Below are 19,760 nucleotides of genomic sequence, written 5' to 3'. Positions count from 1 at the left end.
TTTTTTGTACTTTACCGATTAAAACATGTAATTTAAAACAATTTAAATACTTTTAATTACCTTTATTCTAAACCATTAAGTTTATCAACATCAACATAATCCATACTAAATCTATCTACATAAGGTTTAAATTTTTTAATATCTTGTATAGTTCTGATATTACCAGATACATTTATTTTCATTTTAAAACCTTCATAGTAATAATCATATTCACCTATATATTTATCTATAGTATCTTTCATCACTTTAACTTTTTCTAATTCATCACCAACTGCAACTTTACTTGTTGAAGTTTTAATAAAATCAGCACCACTTTCTAAACAAATAATGGTAGCAACTTCTGTTTGTTTTGGTGTTAACAAACCACTTTCAACAATAACTTTTAATGTTATTTCATCACCATCTTTATTTTCATTTGCATGACATATTCTTACCAATTCTGAAATTTCTTTAATTAATTTTTGAGATTTACTAATTTCTAAATCACCACCGTTTGATGCGGTATCATTCCATTCTTTCTTTAAATATTGGTAATCTAATACCACATCAATTTCATCAGCACCATCTTGGATAACTTGATTTGTTTCAGCTATTTTTTGTTTTAATGTGTTTGTTCCTTCTGGGAATGAAATGACTGTACAAACCAAAATATCACAATCAGATAATTCTTCTGCAGCAATAATAACATGTTTAGGCATAACACATACAGATTTAACATTCATAATTCTTGCTTTTTCACAAAGTCGTATAATATCTTCTTTTGTTGCATCATTATCTAACAAAGTATAATCTATCATTTTATTATATTTTGCCATGTCATTTACATTTTCTTTAACATACTGTTTATAATCTTTTAATATTTTCATATCACATATTATTTTTTTAATCAAAACATTTTAATATATTTATATATAAAATTATAAAATGAAAAAAAACTTATTTATAAAATCAAAACAAATGCAATGAGTTATACAAATAAAACTTCACTAAAAGATTTTATTGGTCAAGTAGAATTTAATATGATTACAGAAAACGCATTTAAAAGATATAATAAATAAACCATATATACTGAGAAATTATTATTTATTTTTCATGATCTGTGAATGGCTCAATTCTCATATAATGATATTATTAAAATAGTAAAATTATCTAATATTATATATCTTTGAAATTACAGAACTTAATGATGAAAATAAAGTTAATGAAAATAAAATTAATGATTCTATAAAATCATTAAAAAAACACAAATAAAAAAGAGAACTTTTTAGTTCTCTTTTGTTTATATCTTGTATATTAAACATAATTTACAATTCATTTTTTGTATAAAGTCATTATATACCTCTCTAATGTTATCAGATTTAATCTCAATAAAATTATTTAATGAATTTGCATCTTTATCTAATTTAATTTGGTCAAGAGGTAAAATCTTTTTGAGCAATTTGTAATTAATTCCAGTAGGATTTCCTTTATAAAGGATTTTATCTGTTTTAGATTCAAAAATAAACTCTAAAATCTTTTCTTTCAATAATTTGGAATCATCATAGGGAGTAAAAATTACGTTTTCTTTTAATTTAATATCCATAGAAAATGTATATTTTTTATGGTTTGTAGTGGGTTATTGAAAAAAAAGTTTTAAAATAGTGTTTATAATCATATATTTAAAATACAAAATTCAATAAACTAAATAATTAATCATAAAAAACATAATTTAAAACCATGCTTTTATGACTTAAATTTTGCTTAAAAACATTAAATTTATGTAAACATTCATCTAATGAAACTCGATATTTCAATTTCGAGTTTTTTACTTCAAGAAAGAATTTCTTCCAACCTGTATGTTTGGTAGCCATTTCCTTCCATTGGTGTTTTACCAACAGTTTTGGATAAAATCCCATCTTGTTTTTCTTTATTCTACATTCGAATCCTCTTCTTGCTATTTCAATACTAGCATTGACCGCATCAGTATAATCGTGTTGTAAGTTTCCAATAAAACTTGAGTAAGCAGGATTAACAAAATATAGTTTTATGTTTAAAATATTTAATCTTTTAGTTAAATTGCTTATAAATAATTCTCTTTTCCAAAGATTTTTGTTCTTCCTGTTTGATATTTTTATCGTTGAAGAACCTTTAAAATGTAAATCTTCAATGAAAACTGACTTACAGTTAAATTGTTTAGCAATTAATGAAATAGATTTTGATATTTCAAATGTTTCAAATTTTAATTTGTTTTGAAAATATTTCATCCTATCCGAATTAGAACTTAATTTTTCATTTAAAATTTTACTAAAAATTGGTTTTAAACTAAATTCTTGAGTATGAATCACTCTATCGTTTTCTAAAACCGAAATACCAATTGTGTCTGGGTTCAAGTCTATACCTAAATACCTATTCTCGTTTAATTTAATCGGTTCTTGTTTAAACTCTTCAAAACTTATATAAATATTGTTTAAATCAAATCTAATTGAATATGTATATCCTTTTTGATTTTGTTTAATTTCATTTAATTGTTGAAGTTTAAACAATTCTTTTTTTATATTGTAACTTAGGTAATTTTAATTCAATGTGTTTATTTTTATTTAATTTAAAGATAATTTGATTGTTTTCTATAATGTCTAACTTAAAATTTCTGTTTCCCTGCTTAAGTTCTTCACCCTGTATATTTATAGGACATAATCTTTTCAATGAAAATTCATCTTTAGTTATTTTAGATTTTAATCTATTGATTAAATTGCGTTTACCACCAAATACTACTTTTTCAGTTTTAAATCTTGTTTGTATTGCTTTACCATCTTTTATACCACATTGAATTAACCAAGAATTAAGTAAATCAATTGAATTTAATGATTTAGACAATTTTCTAATATCCTTTTCTGTCTTATTTTCAAGAAAACGATTGTAACTATACCTAACAATATTGGAATATTGCTTGAATATAGAAGTTAAATCTTCGGTTGTTTTATATGGTAATTTAATTGTTTTCACTTTCTTGTTGCAAACATTTTCATAGAAAAATGATGAATAATTGAAATTAAATCTTGAGTTAATTCTGTTTGAAAGTTCTTCCCTTCTTTAGATTTTAACCACATAAAATATATTTCCTTATATATTAAAGAAAATTATTTTTTTATGATTTTTATGTTAAATTATTGTTAATTTTTAATATTTATAGTATTTTTATTGTTTGGTCTAACGGATCAACTAACATTTAATTTAAATGCGCAAACAATATTCAAAGTTACTAGAACATCGTATGAAGATATTTTAGGTGATATATCAAAATATTCAAAGAAAAATTCAAAAGACATTAAATTACTTTATATATGTACATCAGAAAAATTATTAATTTTTGACTTTATTTCTGATAAATATGATCCAAACAGTTTTTAATAAAGAAATTAAGGATAGTAAATGTATAAATGAAATCAAAGAATATATAAAACCAAAAGAATAATTATTGTGTTTTATTACCATTATTTTAATATATAAGGAAAACATAATAATTTAGGTATGCAATTTTACAATGAGAAAAAGTTATTGTTTTTCAATAAAGAAGGTTATCCATATAATTTTGATATGAATGAAGAAGGAATTTATGAAGGAACAGTACTTTTTGACGAGAATTCAAACGACTTATTTAAAACTTTAGCAATTTACACTTTTGAAGAAGTTCAACCATTTTCAGTAGAAGATTATTTTCTTTTAAATAAAATGGAACTATATAATAGTAGTGGTATTAGTTTTCATTCAGCAACAAATTCAGGAGATACTATTTTAAACATCACTAGAGTTAATTCATCAAATAGTTTTTACTCAAAATGGATATATGGTTATGACTTTGATAAAAAATATCCAAAGGGTACAATAATATCTTTTTCAGGTGTTACTTTTAGCGGAACAGTAACAGATTTTAACAATAAGTATTATACAGTTCTTGATACAAAACCAGATGCCATATTAGTAAACACACAAACTGTAAATAGTTTGTGGAGTGGTTCTACATATACATTTTCTGGAGGTACTATAAATTCACACAATATAATTTCATTCAATGATTATGATGATACTATTTATCCAGAAGTATCTAGTTGGACTTTACACAATAATAAAAAATTTAGTATTATTGGTACAAAATCAAACGATGGTATAAAGACATATGCTAATAATGCACAAATGAAAACTATTTATCAAAATTGGCAATTAAGTGGTAATAGTGGTGATATTATTAAATTAAATTTTGAATTAAAAACAGAAAGACCTAAATTATATCAAGGTTCAGCTACATTTACAGTATCTGGTTATACTGCTTATATAGAATTTAATAAAAAATTAAATTCATTAATAGGTTTAGAAGAAAATCAACAAATAATATTTGAAGATTATAATAATAATCCTATAATGAATAATGCAATTTTTACAATTATAGATGGTACAACAGAATTTGATATTTATAATGGAAATATTCAATTTATCAGGGAACAAAATACAATAAAGACATTTATTTCTCATTTTAACAACAAAAGTTTATCATCACAAAAATTTGTAAAAAATATAAATCCAACAAAATTTGATGAAAATATTTCATCTTTTCAATCAAACTATCCGAATACATTTTTCACTTATGATAATTACATACAAATCACTGGTTCAACTAGTAATTTTGCATATCAATTGAAAGAAGGAGATATTATACAATTGTCAGCAAACACAATAACAACAGGAACAACTAAAGCAAAAAACGATTCAAGAAAATTTACAGTTTTAGAAATTTTATCATTTTATGATATTAGAATACAATATTGGATTGGTAGAATTAACGCTGATACCAATTGGTATAATATGGTTTTTAAAAAAGCTGTCAATAATAATATTACAGTTCAAGAACAAATAGAACTAGATGCAATATGGATGTATGAAAATGTTGATATTAATTCATCACATCCAGAATTCATTCCAGTTAATCAAAGATATGAAAGAATAAAAGTAAAAGAATATGTTATTCCTGAAACAGTTATAAACACATATAATATAAAGAAATTGATAACAATAGATGAGGTTAAGAAGATAGTTTGTACAATGTCTATACCAGCACCATATCCACAAATTTTTACTAAAAATGTTGTGGCTTATGATACTTCCAATATTATATCTTTTGAACAAGAAATATTAAAAGGTTCTGATACTTTACCAGACTATTATAAAACAATAGACGCTTTCAATACAAGATATGGTGAATATTTAGAAAACTATGGAATATTGGTATATTGTTCATCAGGACTTACTACATCATCTTGCACTATTAATGTACATTCATTATATTCATTTAATTATACATTTGATAAACAATTTATACCGTATCTTTATTTAAATAATATATTGGTTACTACAACAGGTATAACTGATTCTTTAATTAATAAATGTTTAATAGAGTTTAATGACAAATTAGTTAATGAAATAGTATATCCAAATGATAGTACAAATTTTAATAAGAATTATTCTGTTCAAATTAAATTTAATTTAAATAATAATGAAACCAATTTTGGTTTCAATATAGAATTAAATGATTTTGATTATTATGTTAATTTTACAGGTGATACAGAAACTACAATACAATTTTTCATAGACAAATATGCTGGTTTGTTTATTAAAAATGGTCTTAGTTTAAGTAATTCAGCAAACACATTAATAATTTCAGCTATTTATCCTAATGTAGAAGTTAGAACATTGCGTGTTAAAGTTAATGTTTATTCCGATTATGAAATTGTTAGTGAAATAAAAAATAAATTTATAGCAATTTCTGGAAATGAAATTGAAATATCACCATCTTCTTCTACACAAAGTTTTTATGATCTTGGTTTTTCAACAGGTATGATTATAAGACTTTCTGGTTCTAATTATCCACAAAATAATGTTCAATATAACATAATCGGTTTAACTGAAACTATTATTGAATTATCTTATCAAGGATTATTCTATAATGATTTTGGAATTCTAACTTTAGATGTTGATAGATTTTTAAGAAAACCTAGAGAAAGTGCTGTAAAAGATATTTATTATTCTTGGAAATTTGTAGAACCTTTTTCCGAAGATATATTTTATTATGACATAAGCGGTGAACATTTAAAACCTTTTCAAAATCGTGAAGATTTAAGATATAATGGACCATTACCTTTATGGGACACAGAAAATGTTTGTTCTGAAAGAAATTCAAATATAATTTTAAGAGATGAACCAAATAAAGATATTAATTATGTTTCAGATCCAACAAAACAACAAACCGTATTTAGAGGAAAAGATGGTTCATATTGTTTGAATTTTTTATTAGACCGATATAATTCATCAACTGAATATGATTACACACCAACACCGTTACAAGTATTTTTAGGTTTTAACTCAAATAATGAAGGTGTTTCAAAAACAACTGTTCAAATGGATAAAGTTGAAAATATAATATTTTCTGGTTATACTAATTCTTTAAATGATCCAAACGGTGTAAATTTTACATTTACAAGCGCTGGTACATTAATAATTGATATAGACCAATTAAATTTTAATTTTATTGATTATGGTTTTGAAAAATATCAACCAATAACAATAGATTTTATTGATCAATCAACAACTGGTACAACCGTATTTGAAAACTATGGTACATTTTTAATTGAATGGGTTGGTGGTAAAACTCTTAAAGTATATGAAAATTATAGAGATTTTAGTTTCAATAATGGAAATAATTTCAAATCTTTTAATACAAGTGGTAATTCAAATGGATATTATTATGAAATTAAAGTTCAACCTAAACCTATTTTGAAATTAAATGTTTTAGGTGAAACTGAAATTGAAGATGAAAGGTTTAGAATTGTTCTAAACAATCTTGGTGTTCAAATAAATGAAGATGATGAACATATGTTTATAGAATCAGATATTAAAGAACATGGTATTGATTACACATTATTAAATCGTAAAAGAAAAGAAATGTTACTTCAATATCCAGAAATTTATAATTACATTGGTTCATATAAATCTGTTATTAATGCTATTAATTTCTTTGGTTGGAATGATTTACAATTAAATGAATATTATAAAAATGTTAATCCTAGTTCACCATTGTATCAGAAATTACATAAAGTATTAATTCCTGATATTTTTGATAATACAGTTAAAGGTTGGACTAAAACAGATTATGTTAGTGGTAAATATAACACTGGCTCTTGGAAGAAAACAAATTTATTTAATCTAACTTATAGAATTACTGATGAGGACGGTAATAATATTTTGATGTATTCGCTTGATGAAGTCCAGACTAAACTAAATAAATTGAAGAGATGGTTAAAAAGAAATATTTTACCACTATCATCAAATCTTATAGATATTACAGGTGTTGCCGAAACCATCAATAATAATTATCAAAACTATGATGTTTCAAATCAAGTAATATCAGCTATTAATGAAAATGAAACAACAGTAGTCAATTTTACTTATACAGAAACTTTAAATTTTGACCATAACTATTTATTTGAAATAGAATTCTATACAAAAACTGGTATATCACCAAGTGGTTGGACTTGTAAGATACAAACTTTCAGCAAAGCAACCGATGGTTCAAATAAATTGATACCACAGAAATACTATAAGTTGATGAAAAATGATTTAGGTAATTTCTCATTTAATATTGATAAATTTATAGACGAATACTTATACATTGAAACAGTCTCGTATAACGATTATGGAATTGCTCAGAAGTTTAATAAAATGATTAATACTTCAACAAGCAAAAATTACGTTCTTGTTAATAATAACTTCCATATACCAGATTATAATTATTTAAATGTCGGAAATAAATATTACTGGTTTGATAATCAAGGATTTATTTATTTGAATGATTAAAAATTATATAAATATTATGATAAAAGAATGTTTAAATATTTTAATAGAAAATAATTACAATGAGGTAACTTTAAGACCTACTGTCAAACATTTAGTTGAGAATTTTGATGATGATCAATTAATTTATTTAGCACAAAATGGTGGATTAAAAATATCTGCTGATATAATATTGACATTTCATTATGGTATTGGCTTTAGATGTTATAATAATAATGCTCACATAATTGGCAATAAACCTATTTGTGGTGTTATTGAAAGAGCATTAAATAATAAATATAAATTATTATCATGATTACAAAATTTAGTAATTTAAAAGACTATGGTTCTGTTGGAATTGTGTTTAGATATAAAAACACTATTTTATTAGTACATCCAACAGATTTTAAATATAATGAATGGTCATATCCTAAAGGTCATGTTGAAAATGGTGAGAATCACAAAGAAACTGCAATAAGAGAAATTAAAGAAGAGTTAAAAGTTTATTTACCAAGTGATTTTTTGGATAAATCAAAAGAAGAAGAATTAGAACCAGTTATAAAAAGTAAAGGTATCAAACATTATTGGTTTTTTAGATACCAATTAAATGAAGATGAATTTCAAAAGTATTTTAATGGTTCTTTTGTAATTCCTAAAGATAAACTTCAATTAGAAGAAGTAGATGAGGCAAGGTTCGTGGATATTGAAAAAGCTAAAAAATTATTATCCAGTAAGTTCCTTGGAATATTATGAATTTTATAGGAATAGATATATCAAAGGTTTCAACTTCTATGGTAATTGAAACTGATGAAAAAGAATACATATTTTCTTACAATACAAATAAACCTACTTACAAATGGAATAAATGTATTGAAAATATTGTCAAAATCAAAACATATGAATATGATAATTCAAAAGATAATTATTCTGATTCTGAAATAGATAAGCTTAAAAATTTTTCAAAAATCTCAAATGATTTAATAGAAGATATAATTAATACAATTGTATCTACTAAACCAACAATTATTTATATTGAAGGCTATTCATATGGAAAGGATTCATCACAAATTATAGATTTGGTTGGTATTGGCTCTATTGTAAGATCAAAGATTTTTGAAAATATTCCAAATATTAAAAAGATTAAGATTATTGCACCAAAATCATTAAAACTTATTGCATGTGAAATGATTTATGGTTATGAAATGATTAATATTGGTAAAAAGAAAGAAAAAATTGTCAAAATAATTAATACAAGTGAAGACGGTAAGAAAGGTGGTGATTTTGACAAGAAAGATATGTTTAAAATGATTTTAAAATCACATAATAAATGTATATTAGATAAATTCTATAATGAAAATGTAGAAGAAATTTTATCTTTAAAAACATTTCCAAAACCCTTGGAAGATATTAATGATGCTTGGTTATTAAAAGAGATTATTAAATACGAATACAGGCACGAATTAAAAGAACAACATATTAATATAGGATTTTAAACCTTTCAAATTTGTGTAATCTATATTTTCTTTACGAATAAATTAATTTTTTATCAAGTCAAAAATATTTCTTCTCTTGGTGGTAACACCTGTGTATCTATATGATATAATAAGTCTATTAAATATTCATATTCATAAATATTCTTCATCTTAAAATTTATCCTCTATCGTTATTCTAAATTTTTATTACTAAGTAAATAATGCAATCTATTACTTTTGTGATAAAGAAAAGTGTAATGAATTTGTAAACAATGATATTAACCAATCCTTAGATACTTTGTTTATGTTCAACAGATTCTGTTATTCCTACATTTAATCTTTATTTATAGACATCTTCATAGCGAACAACTTTTTAGTCACAGGCAAATCTACAATAACAGCAGTATAACTTTTTTCAATTTCAGCCTTAGTTTCAGCGAATGCTTTTTTTTTCAAATAAGTAACCTTTTCTTTTACCAACGAATCAAATTCATCAGGAACATTCTCAAGCTGATGAAATTCTTAAATATATCATAATCAAATATTTATTATAAATTACATCTATGTTTTCTTTTCGAATGATTTTTTCTATTATGAAATTGTTATAATTTTTCACACTATTTCCATATAATTTTTCATATTATTTCCATATAATTTTTCCCTTTATTTTACAATTTTGTTTTAACCATCCTATATCTTTTTCGGTTAAATTATTATTATCACAATAAAAATCACCTTCAACCTTTTCTGGAGCACCTTCCAATGAAGTTAATTGATTATAAGAACAATAAAAATCACCTTCAACCATTTCTGGTGCACCTTCTAATGAAGTTAATTTATTATAAGAACAATAAAAATCACCTTCAACCTTTTCTGGAGCACCTTCCAATGAAGTTAATTGATTATAAGAACAAATAAAATCACCTTCAACCTTTTCTGGGGCACCTTCTAATGAAGTTAATTTATTATAAGACAATAAAAAACACCTTCAACTATTTTTGGAGCACCTTCCAATGAAGTTAATTGATTATAAGAACAATTAAAACTACCTTCAACCATTTCTGGAGCACCTTCCAATGAAGTTAATTGATTATAAGAACAATTAAAATAACCTTCAACCTTTTCTGGGGCACCTTCCAATGAAGTTAATTTATTATTATCACAATAAAAATTACTTTCAACTATTTTTGGTGCACCTTCCAATGAAGTTAATTGATTAAAAGAACAATTAAAATTACCTTCAACCTTTTCTGGTGCACCTTCTAATAAAATTAATTGATTATAAGAACAAATAAAATCACCTTCAACTATTTTTGGTGAACCTATCAGTGTATTTTTTCTCCATTTAATAGAATTTTCATTAAAATATTTTCCATATTCTTTATTATAATTATTTAACAACCAATATTTTATATCTTCATTTTCATTTAAAAATGTTTTTAAATCAACCTTTTCATCGAATTTATCCATGAATTGTTTTGATCTTAAATGAAGTTGGTATTTTTCTTTTGAATCTGTTTTAGAAATGAATATAAGTAATTCTCTTCCAGGTTTATGATATTTTTTATACCATTTAGAGGTTTTTTCTGTGGCTGTACACCATTCAGTTCCTTTACCAAGAATGCATGAATCTTCATATGTTCTAGGGATGTATAAATTAAATTTTTTAAACTCCTTTACAAAATTTTTATCTTTTATTTCTGATTTAGAAAGAATTTCTTCACTTTCTTTAAAAGGTTCTATAGTTTTTGCTAATTCACCTAGTGAATCATATAAATTTATATCTCTTTTATTAACGGGTAATTTATTTCTAAAGATTGTTTATTAAATAGTTCTATGTAATCTTTTACTTTATAAAGGTCTTCTAATTTTAATTTATTTGATTTATAAAGGTTTAAAAGCCACTTACAATATTTACCGAAATAAAGATTTCCATCTATCCAAGATGTTGGATCTGATGAAATAATTTCTTAAATATATCATAATCAATGTTTTTATAATATTTATTATAAATTACATCTATGTTTTCTTTACGAATGATTTTTTCTATTATGAAATTGTTATAATTTTTCATATTATTTCCATATAATTTTTCCTTTTATTTTAGAATTTTGTTTTAACCATTCTATATCTTTTTTAGTTAAATTATTATCATAACAAATAAAATCACCTTCAACCTTTTCTGGGGCACCTTCTAATGAAGTTAACTTATTATTTTTTATATTTTTATAATGGTATATATAAAAGTTGAAAATCTATTTTTTAATTAAAGTTATTTTCTTTTAACATTACTATTTTAATATATAATCCAAAGAAAATAATAAACTATAAATGAGTTGGTTTTGGCAACAACAAATAGAATATGATACAAATACAGGTATGTCTAATATAAGAAGACATACAAATTGGATGAGTCCAAATAAAATAAAACAATGTATTCCTGATTATGTAGTAGTAAATGATTGGTTTCTTCCTAGTAAGGATGAAATGAAAGCTATGTATGATAATTTAAAAGTATTTGGTGTAGGTGGATTTTCAAATTCATATTACTGGACATCATCAGAATATAATTCAACAAGTATATGGCGAATTAATTTTACGAGTGGTTCTATGTCCAGAGTTCAAAAAGATCTTGATTTAGCACATAAAGTTAGACCTGCTAGAGTTTTTACAAAAGAGGTTGATCTTTATGATTTAAGAGATATTGGACCATATGGTGGTTATATATTTTATAAAGACAATTCTGGTAGTTTATATAGATATTTTGAAGCAGCACCAAGTGATTTACCATCACAATATGAATGGTCTAATGTATATTATTCTAGTGCCAATGTTGGTTATACATCAATAGGTAGAGGTTACTTAAATACACAAAATATTATAAATCAAATAGGACATATTGCATCTGCAGCACAACAATGTGTTGATTATATTAATGACAATTATAATCCTCTATTAATTACAGAGCACAATGAACCTAAGACATCTACGAATAAAACATATTTAATAGACAATTCATATTTAAATATTTACGATGCAGAATTAAAATCTGCTTGGAATAATTTGGCATCTGCAATAACATTTGATAATACGTATGCCAACATATTATCACCTAATAGTAATCCTTATATTAGAAAAGTTGATACACCTGATTTGGTAGCATACGATTTTAATTTTAATATACCAAGTGGTGCTACTATATGTGGTATTGAATTAAAAATTACAAAATCTGCTTATGGCATGTGTGATTCAGGTATTACCTTTAATGCTGATGAACAATGGTATTTTGATAACAATATAACACATTATACATATGATAGATTAGTAACTATTGATTTAAATTCTGGTTGTACAAGAACACAACAATTTAAAAATTATGCTAAACCATATTCACAAGAAATTATTTCCAAGACAATATCAAAAAATGGAACATTTTTAGTTAGTCCAGATGGTTATTATGTATTTCCTGCTATTGGTATTTGGAATTCGACAAATGAGACAAGTATATATGGAGGCGAAACAGATTTATGGTGTGATATTTATAAATTAACTGCTGAAGATTTAAATAGTACTGGTTTTAGTATTGTTTTTGGTGCAACACAACATGTATTTAAAGGATATGAAGAAAATCCAACTTTTTTCAATATTATACAAAAAAGAAATTGGTTTGCGACTAGATATATAAATGGTTATGATACATACAATATGTGTTATCAAATATCAAAGTTATATGATATTAAAGTAAGAGCATTTTATAAAGAACCAGAACCAATTTATAATATGGTTTATAGAGATGATATATTTACAAGTGCTAATACATTAAGAACATATGACACATATTTTAAATTTCAAAAATGTTTTAATGGTATTTGTTACTCTTTTGCTAAAAGCACAAATGATATTTATAATATTTCATTAATGACAGGTGATGGTAAATCTCTGAATAATATGTATAACGAATATAATATTATTGACAAGTATATGTCAAATCTTTATCAAGTTGATGTTGCTACAACAAATAATATTGATTTAACAATAACACATTTTATTATTGATGGTGTCGCCTTGAAACCTGGTCATTTAGTTTTGTTATTAAACCAAACATTAACACAAGAAAATGATATTTATGAAGTTTCAAATAATTATACTTTAAAATTAACTAATATATTATTAACAAGAAAATCATCTTGGAGAGCAATATTTTATGTTAAATTAGGTTCAAATGCTGGAAAAGAATTTTTTCTAAAAAATGAAGGAACACAATTTCCTATTATAGGAGAAGAAAAAACATTTGTAGAAGGACACACTTGGATTATAAAACATAATATAGATTATGATATTACAGCATGTAAAGAACTAGTGGTTGATTCTTCTGGTAATACACTGAGCAATCCTTGCAAAATATTATTTACCGATTATGCTGTTGCTAGAACACAAAAAGAAACAAATGATTGGATACCCTATGATATTTATCCAAATTCATCAACTAATAGTAACATAATTATTAATTATTTAGATTATCAATATGTTATAACAAACCAATACGGTGAGTTATATTACACAATGAGTGGAAGTTCAAGTTCAAACACAATGTATAATTGGTCTGGTAATACAGTTTTTATAATAGATCCAACATTTTATAGTTATAGTCAGATAGGTGACCACATTATAATTTCATTTAGAAAATATTCAACAGATTTTACTGATACTGAAATATTTCCAACAGGTTCAATATTTAATTATTTAACAACTATAAAGAATTTAGACTCAAATTATTTAACAATTAATGGTGAAATACCGGGTTGGTTTTTTAATGAAGTTACAGAGAATGAATACACTTTTCGTGTTAGAAATTTACATTTCTGTAATTCTTCTGTCAGTTATAGTGAAATAAATAATCAGTTTGCAAACTATTTAAATGTTTCACCATTTGGTGAATTAATACATTTCTCATCACTTGATGATAAGATAAGATCAAGTGTTATAGAAAATTCGGATTATTTTAGATATTTCGATTTTACAACAATAAATATTTCTGTTTCAGGAGTATCCGCATATACATTTGATACTAAAAATGCTTATCAAAGTTATAAATTAAAACCTTTCTTAGAAAATCTTGGTCAAATTCCAGTTAATATGTATAATGAATCATACCTATTATCATCTCAATATGTTATAGAAGAAATGGATACTAATTGGGCATTCCAAGGACATACATTCACTGATAGTTATTTTCCTATTCAATCAAGTTTATACAAAATTATTCCAAACAACAAAGCTAAATTATTAGATTTTAAACCATTTACGTATATAGATTTTGGATTATTATATAAAGTCGGTGGAATTCCTTACACACCATACTATTTTACTACAAATAGTTCAAGAACATTAATTTACGAAGTAACAGATGAATATATGTTAATTGAAAAACCAAGAATTGATATTGGAATTTCAGCAAATACTTTTGATTTAATTAATGTTAGTAAAATTCAAGATATATCAGACATTTTGTATGATATTTATTTGAATTACCCTCATTCTCACTACTATAAATATCCTGATAATATATATACTAAAATTTGTTCACAATATGCTTTAATATTGAAAGAGAATGAATTTGTTAGAAATTTAACAACTGGTATTATATATCAAGAAGATGGTATCTTTAATTTTGACATATTTAATACAGAAATTGATGAAAATCTAAACAATATTTATGATGTCAATTTAACATATAAACCTATTGAATTAATTGATGTTGGTATAGATAAAAAAACAAAATTACCTTATCCTTTAGAACTTAAAGATTTAAATATCAAATATATTGATTTGCTTTGGTATACTGGTATTTCACATGATTCTATTGTATTTGATGAATTAACATATCATTTAAATACAACATTTGTAAATAATGAGTTATATGTAAATATTAAATATCAAGGTATTTATGATTTTGCAGGAAATACAACAAATGTGTTATATAATAGTAACGAATATTTGAGAAATGACGCAACTTTAGTATTTGATGCTAACACATTAGTAGAAAAAGATTTGTTATATACATATTTTATTGCTTCACCGACAGCAACAGTTTATTCTTATATAAAAGACATAAAAATAGATGATTACAATAATAAATATTACATATATCACACTGGTAGAGATAATTTCAGTTCATATTTATTATTCGCAAATCCTTCAGCAACCACGGATGCAATTACTAAAATAGATAGTGATTCAATACCTTCATCTATATATCAAAGTCATGTCTTAATGTATAATGAACAAAACGAGATAATAACTGCTATAACATATAAATCAGCAAATGCTACCGAAACATGTGTTATTCAAGATCATGTAACCGTACAAAATAAACATTATGATTTTGTTAGTGCTGATATTAATTATTATACAAAATATAATAATGACGGATTAAACAATATATTATTAGATACTTATTATAATAAAAAAACATGTGCAATTATTGCATATGAACAAGATTATAAAACTATTTTATGGTATAAGAAATTTTTTGCAAGTCAAACAAATATACAAGACACAGACACTATAAATTCATATACATCAAATGATACATCATTAAAAATAATAAAAGATGATACCAATTCATATTTGTATGTATCAAATAGAATCCCTGCATCAAATATGTTAAAATCTGTATCAAATGATGGATCTATATCAACTTGTATTGTAACAAATAATAATTATAATTATATTTCATTATTGAAAATTAGTACTAATGGCTTATATAATTGGGGTAAAGCAATTTACACAATGGATTTTAATTCACCAACAGATACTAATCATTTTGTTAAAAAAATGTTATATTATGAAGATAATGTTTATATGTTAATAAAAGCACAAGGTAGATTATTATATGAAGGTGTTGAATATGGTGTAAATAATTCCGTTGTTTATAATGATTGGTATTTACCTTCTTGGGATGAATTAACATTAATGTATAATAATTTACATTTATCAGGTATTGGATATTTTAATGATGATATTTTATCTGGAACAACACCATCTTATTGGTCAAGTTCTGAATATCCTGCATCTCCATCAAATTTTGCACTTCGCAGACAATTTTTATCAGGATATAGTGGCATAACATCTAAATCATCAAATTTAAAAATGTTAATAAGACCAATTAGAAATTTCACAAGTGATTTGAATTATAATATAGGTGATATAGGTCCATCAACAGGTTGGATATTCTATAAAGTTGATAATTTAAACGGTACTTACACTTATTATGAAGTAGCACCAAATGATTTAAATGGAAGTTATGCTTGGAGCAATGTTACTAATTTAAGTGTTGGTACATCAACATCTGTTGGTAGTGGTTTAGCAAATACTAATGCTATAATAGCCCAACCAGGTCATACTACATCTGCTGCATATTTAGCTTCACAATATTCTATTGAAGTATTTAATAATAATTGGAATATATTTGTATTTAGTTTTACAAAAGATGGAAATTTGAATTGGGTAAAAACATTAGGAGGTAATAATCAAGATTATGCAACTGATATGATAGTATATGATGGTTTGTATGGTAAATATTTATTAGTAAGTGGATATTATAATCAATCAACTGTATTAGATAATAATATTTTATATTGTCAAAATACTGGTTCTTATATGGTTAAATTAAATATGTTAAATGGTTCTGTTGTAGGAATTAAGAATAAGACCTGTACAGAAGAAATATATATTAACTCAATGAATATTGTAAATGACAGCGTTTATATAAGTGGTTATTATAAAGGTAGTGCTTATTTTGGTGGTAATAGATATCCAGACAATTTTAAAACAACACCAAAATATAGTGTTTTCGTAGAAGAAATAAAAATAAATTCATTTTAAATGTCAGTAATATTAAATATAGAAGGAATAGAATTTGAAAAATCAAATGTAACTTTTGTAAATGGAATGTCATTAGAAAAGGTTAAAATTAAATATAATTGGTTGCTAAATGCTAAAGTAAAAGATGCTGTAATAGGTGAAAATGATAGAGGTATTGTTTGGTATTTTGGTGATTGGTATTGTGGTGAATGGGAAGATGGTACTTGGTATTCAGGCAATTTCTATAATGGTATATGGAAAAACGGTCTATTTTATTCTTATCAATTAGATAAATTTGACGTTTTAAATGAAATATTCTCTATAAAACAAGTTGGAAATCAATATTCTACATTTCATAATGGTATTTGGGTAACAGGTATTTTTGGAAGTGGTACATTTGGTTTATCTGGTACTACTGAAGATTGGAGAGAATTTATATTGTATGATGCAAATTATGAAGGTTATGAATATCCAAATTTTAAAAAAGCTGTAAGTACGATTGGCGGTGCAATACAATATGAAGAAAAAAATGTTGCTGTATGGCTTGATGGTATCTTCCAAAATGGTGAATTTTATAACAGTATTTGGAAAAATGGTCGTCATTCCAGTGGTAATATGACTAATTCTAAATGGTTAGATGGTTATTGGTTTAACGGTACATTTAACGGTGATACATGGTATAATGGCTTTTGGTATAATGGTAATTTCATAAAAGGTGATTGGTTGAATGGAACATTTTCTCAATTGAATAGAAGTCTTGTTAGTAGATTTGGAAATACAACATTAGACACTGATAATAATAGTGCTATTTGTAATTGGTATAATGGTGTTTGGAAAGGTGGAGAATGGTTTTCAGGTTATGTTACAGATGATAGTGGTAATCCTATTGAATCTTCTAAAAACTATTTAAGCGTATGGCATGATGGTACTTGGGAAAATGGTATTTGGTATGGTGGACATTTTAAGATGGGTACTTGGGAAAATGGTTTGTGGAAAAATGGTATTTTTGGTTATATAAAAGCAACAGATTGGACTTCACCTATTTATGTTTCACAAACAGATTTAAGACTTGATTATAAATGGAGTGGAAATACAGAAATACCTATACAAACAAAAACTTCTATTAATGTTAATACATTAAATTCATCAAATACTTATTATGAATTATCACATTTTATAGAAGAAATTGATATTGATATTATAAGTGTTACGGCAGCGACTAGCGCCTTTACTTTTACACAATCGAATATAGTATCATTCCAATTTGATAAATTAAATACAATGTATAACACATCTGTAACCAATTATTATGATTTTGGTGAAATAGATTTCTATTTTCAGTATAATTACTATATAGGTGGTAATGAATTTTCGCCAGTATCCATAACCAATATTGGTTTAGGAATGTGGAATGCAGTTGTATATACAAACGGTTTACCAATATCTTTGGGTCCACAAAAAGTTTATGTTAGAAGAAATGTTAAATTAGATAAATTTGATGGAACAACTCCATATTCATATTGGCATTACACAAATATATATGCTGGAACATATACTGAACCAAGTGTACCAATAACAAGAGGAAGTGGTTTTATGGCAATACCTTTATCAACTACATATAATGTTGTAACATTTGCTGGTATAGGTACTCATGATTTTAAACCAGGTGACTATGTTTATATTGAACAAGACCAAGGTTACACAAATCCAAGTTACAACGGAATATCTTATGTTTTATCAACTGGTGCGACATCTGTTACAGTTGCAAAGAAATACAAAACTAATGCACCAACAAATTCTGGAAAATTAGTTAAATATGTTGGTATTATGTCACATAGAATTAATGTTACGAGTTCAATATTATCGTTTCAAGATTTTGATTTTGATTATGATTTCGTAACTGACATACAAAATACTTTAGTAAATGGTTATGCAATAAGATTTAAAACACAAGTTTTAAAAGATAATAGTTACAGAACAGCATACAAAAATATAACTGCTATGTTACCTCTTAAAGATTTGGTATTTGCTGGTTTTGATAATAGTGATAATAAAGAGTATGATATTATAAACGATACCTGTTATTATACACCAAGTTTATATTCAACTGGTAATATAAATTATCCAAATATACCTATTGGTAAAACTAAAATAATTTCTTTAGATTCATATAATGACTGGTATTTTGGTGGAGTTGATGATATGTGGGGTCTAGTTGATAATCAAGGTAATGGATTAGAAATATATTACGATGATACAGAAACATTTTTTAATTTAGATTTATACAACCCAAAAATATTATCAACTGCTAAAAATAGATTAAGAGTTTCTTTATCATTTGATTTAGATTTGGTTGTAACTCAACAATTAAGAATAAGTGATATTGAAGTTAAAGTATTTTATTCAAATGAATCAAATATTCCAATATGGAGAAATGGAACATGGCATAAAGGTACTTGGTATAATGGAGATTTTTATAATGGAAATTATTTGTCAGGTATGTGGATAAAAGGTAATTTCTATGGTGGTAATTTGTCAAGTGATTATAGATAATATCAAACTTAT

At 24.7% G+C, this 19,760-nt stretch carries 13 protein-coding genes; 6 read left to right on the top strand and 7 right to left on the bottom strand.

All coding sequences use genetic code 11. From position 1 onward, the window contains the following. Positions 1-62: 62 nt before the first annotated feature. The 4 genes from deoC to HPY57_13375 form a co-directional block, all read right to left on the bottom strand. The gene (gene deoC / locus HPY57_13390) at positions 63-815 is read right to left on the bottom strand and encodes a deoxyribose-phosphate aldolase (protein ID NPV12775.1); all 753 of its coding nucleotides are present in this window, start codon (positions 813-815) and stop codon (positions 63-65) included. A gap of 464 nt (positions 816-1,279) precedes the next feature. Continuing rightward, positions 1,280-1,582 (bottom strand): hypothetical protein, encoded by a 303-nt coding sequence (locus tag HPY57_13385; GenBank protein NPV12774.1) that lies wholly within the window; start codon positions 1,580-1,582, stop codon positions 1,280-1,282. A gap of 106 nt (positions 1,583-1,688) precedes the next feature. Further along, positions 1,689-2,522, bottom strand: coding sequence for a hypothetical protein (locus HPY57_13380; protein ID NPV12773.1), 834 nt, complete (start codon positions 2,520-2,522; stop codon positions 1,689-1,691). Next, a complete protein-coding gene (locus tag HPY57_13375) occupies positions 2,515-2,982 on the bottom strand; it encodes a hypothetical protein (protein ID NPV12772.1) in 468 nt (155 codons plus the stop codon). The genes HPY57_13380 and HPY57_13375 overlap by 8 nt, the downstream gene beginning before the upstream one ends. A 525-nt stretch (positions 2,983-3,507) precedes the next feature. On the opposite strand from HPY57_13375, the gene HPY57_13370 reads away from it, so the two are divergent. Genes HPY57_13370 through HPY57_13355 form a run of 4 tightly spaced genes read left to right on the top strand, consistent with a single transcriptional unit; the run spans position 3,508 to position 9,350 of the window. After that, entirely contained in the window at positions 3,508-7,881 is a 4,374-nt protein-coding gene (locus HPY57_13370; protein ID NPV12771.1) for a hypothetical protein, read from the top strand. 16 nt (positions 7,882-7,897) lie between these two features. Next, the gene (locus HPY57_13365) at positions 7,898-8,173 is read left to right on the top strand and encodes a hypothetical protein (protein ID NPV12770.1); all 276 of its coding nucleotides are present in this window, start codon (positions 7,898-7,900) and stop codon (positions 8,171-8,173) included. Then, positions 8,170-8,610 (top strand): NUDIX domain-containing protein, encoded by a 441-nt coding sequence (locus HPY57_13360; protein ID NPV12769.1) that lies wholly within the window; start codon positions 8,170-8,172, stop codon positions 8,608-8,610. Before HPY57_13365 ends, HPY57_13360 begins: the two co-directional genes overlap by 4 nt. Next, positions 8,607-9,350 carry a hypothetical protein gene (locus HPY57_13355; GenBank protein NPV12768.1) on the top strand — a complete coding sequence of 248 codons (744 nt, stop codon included), beginning with the start codon at positions 8,607-8,609 and terminating at the stop codon, positions 9,348-9,350. Before HPY57_13360 ends, HPY57_13355 begins: the two co-directional genes overlap by 4 nt. A 619-nt stretch (positions 9,351-9,969) precedes the next feature. Here HPY57_13355 and HPY57_13350 read toward each other — a convergent pair. The 3 genes from HPY57_13350 to HPY57_13340 form a co-directional block, all read right to left on the bottom strand. Then, complete coding sequence (locus HPY57_13350; protein NPV12767.1) at positions 9,970-10,305, bottom strand: hypothetical protein; 336 nt, start codon at positions 10,303-10,305, stop codon at positions 9,970-9,972. Next, entirely contained in the window at positions 10,287-10,799 is a 513-nt protein-coding gene (locus HPY57_13345) for a hypothetical protein (protein NPV12766.1), read from the bottom strand. Before HPY57_13345 ends, HPY57_13350 begins: the two co-directional genes overlap by 19 nt. 466 nt (positions 10,800-11,265) lie before the next feature. Continuing rightward, positions 11,266-11,403: a hypothetical protein gene (locus HPY57_13340; GenBank protein ID NPV12765.1), complete on the bottom strand. Its 138-nt coding sequence runs from the start codon at positions 11,401-11,403 to the stop codon at positions 11,266-11,268. Between the two features lie 257 nt (positions 11,404-11,660). On the opposite strand from HPY57_13340, the gene HPY57_13335 reads away from it, so the two are divergent. Together HPY57_13335 and HPY57_13330 are read left to right on the top strand one after the other, a co-directional pair. Next, positions 11,661-17,216, top strand: coding sequence for a DUF1566 domain-containing protein (locus tag HPY57_13335; protein NPV12764.1), 5,556 nt, complete (start codon positions 11,661-11,663; stop codon positions 17,214-17,216). Then, positions 17,217-19,748, top strand: a complete 2,532-nt coding sequence (locus tag HPY57_13330; GenBank protein NPV12763.1) for a hypothetical protein — start codon at positions 17,217-17,219, stop codon at positions 19,746-19,748. It begins immediately after the preceding gene. Positions 19,749-19,760: the final 12 nt, after the last annotated feature.

This window comes from Ignavibacteria bacterium, from assembly GCA_013177855.1.
Classification (GTDB): Bacteria; Bacteroidota; Ignavibacteria; order Ch128b; family Ch128b; genus Ch128b.
The sequence above is the reverse complement of the archived record's forward strand: the minus strand, read 5'-3'. Positions and strand labels throughout refer to the sequence as shown.

Bases quoted from the DNA above. Each gene is read 5' to 3' on its own strand.
- deoC (NPV12775.1), bottom strand. From the start codon at position 815: ATGGCAAAATATAATAAAATGATAGATTATACTTTGTTAGATAATGAT.
- HPY57_13385 (NPV12774.1), bottom strand. From the start codon at position 1,582: ATGGATATTAAATTAAAAGAAAACGTAATTTTTACTCCCTATGATGAT.
- HPY57_13370 (NPV12771.1), top strand. From the start codon at position 3,508: ATGCAATTTTACAATGAGAAAAAGTTATTGTTTTTCAATAAAGAAGGT.
- HPY57_13365 (NPV12770.1), top strand. From the start codon at position 7,898: ATGATAAAAGAATGTTTAAATATTTTAATAGAAAATAATTACAATGAG.
- HPY57_13360 (NPV12769.1), top strand. From the start codon at position 8,170: ATGATTACAAAATTTAGTAATTTAAAAGACTATGGTTCTGTTGGAATT.
- HPY57_13355 (NPV12768.1), top strand. From the start codon at position 8,607: ATGAATTTTATAGGAATAGATATATCAAAGGTTTCAACTTCTATGGTA.
- HPY57_13345 (NPV12766.1), bottom strand. From the start codon at position 10,799: ATGGATAAATTCGATGAAAAGGTTGATTTAAAAACATTTTTAAATGAA.
- HPY57_13340 (NPV12765.1), bottom strand. From the start codon at position 11,403: ATGAAAAATTATAACAATTTCATAATAGAAAAAATCATTCGTAAAGAA.
- HPY57_13335 (NPV12764.1), top strand. From the start codon at position 11,661: ATGAGTTGGTTTTGGCAACAACAAATAGAATATGATACAAATACAGGT.
- HPY57_13330 (NPV12763.1), top strand. From the start codon at position 17,217: ATGTCAGTAATATTAAATATAGAAGGAATAGAATTTGAAAAATCAAAT.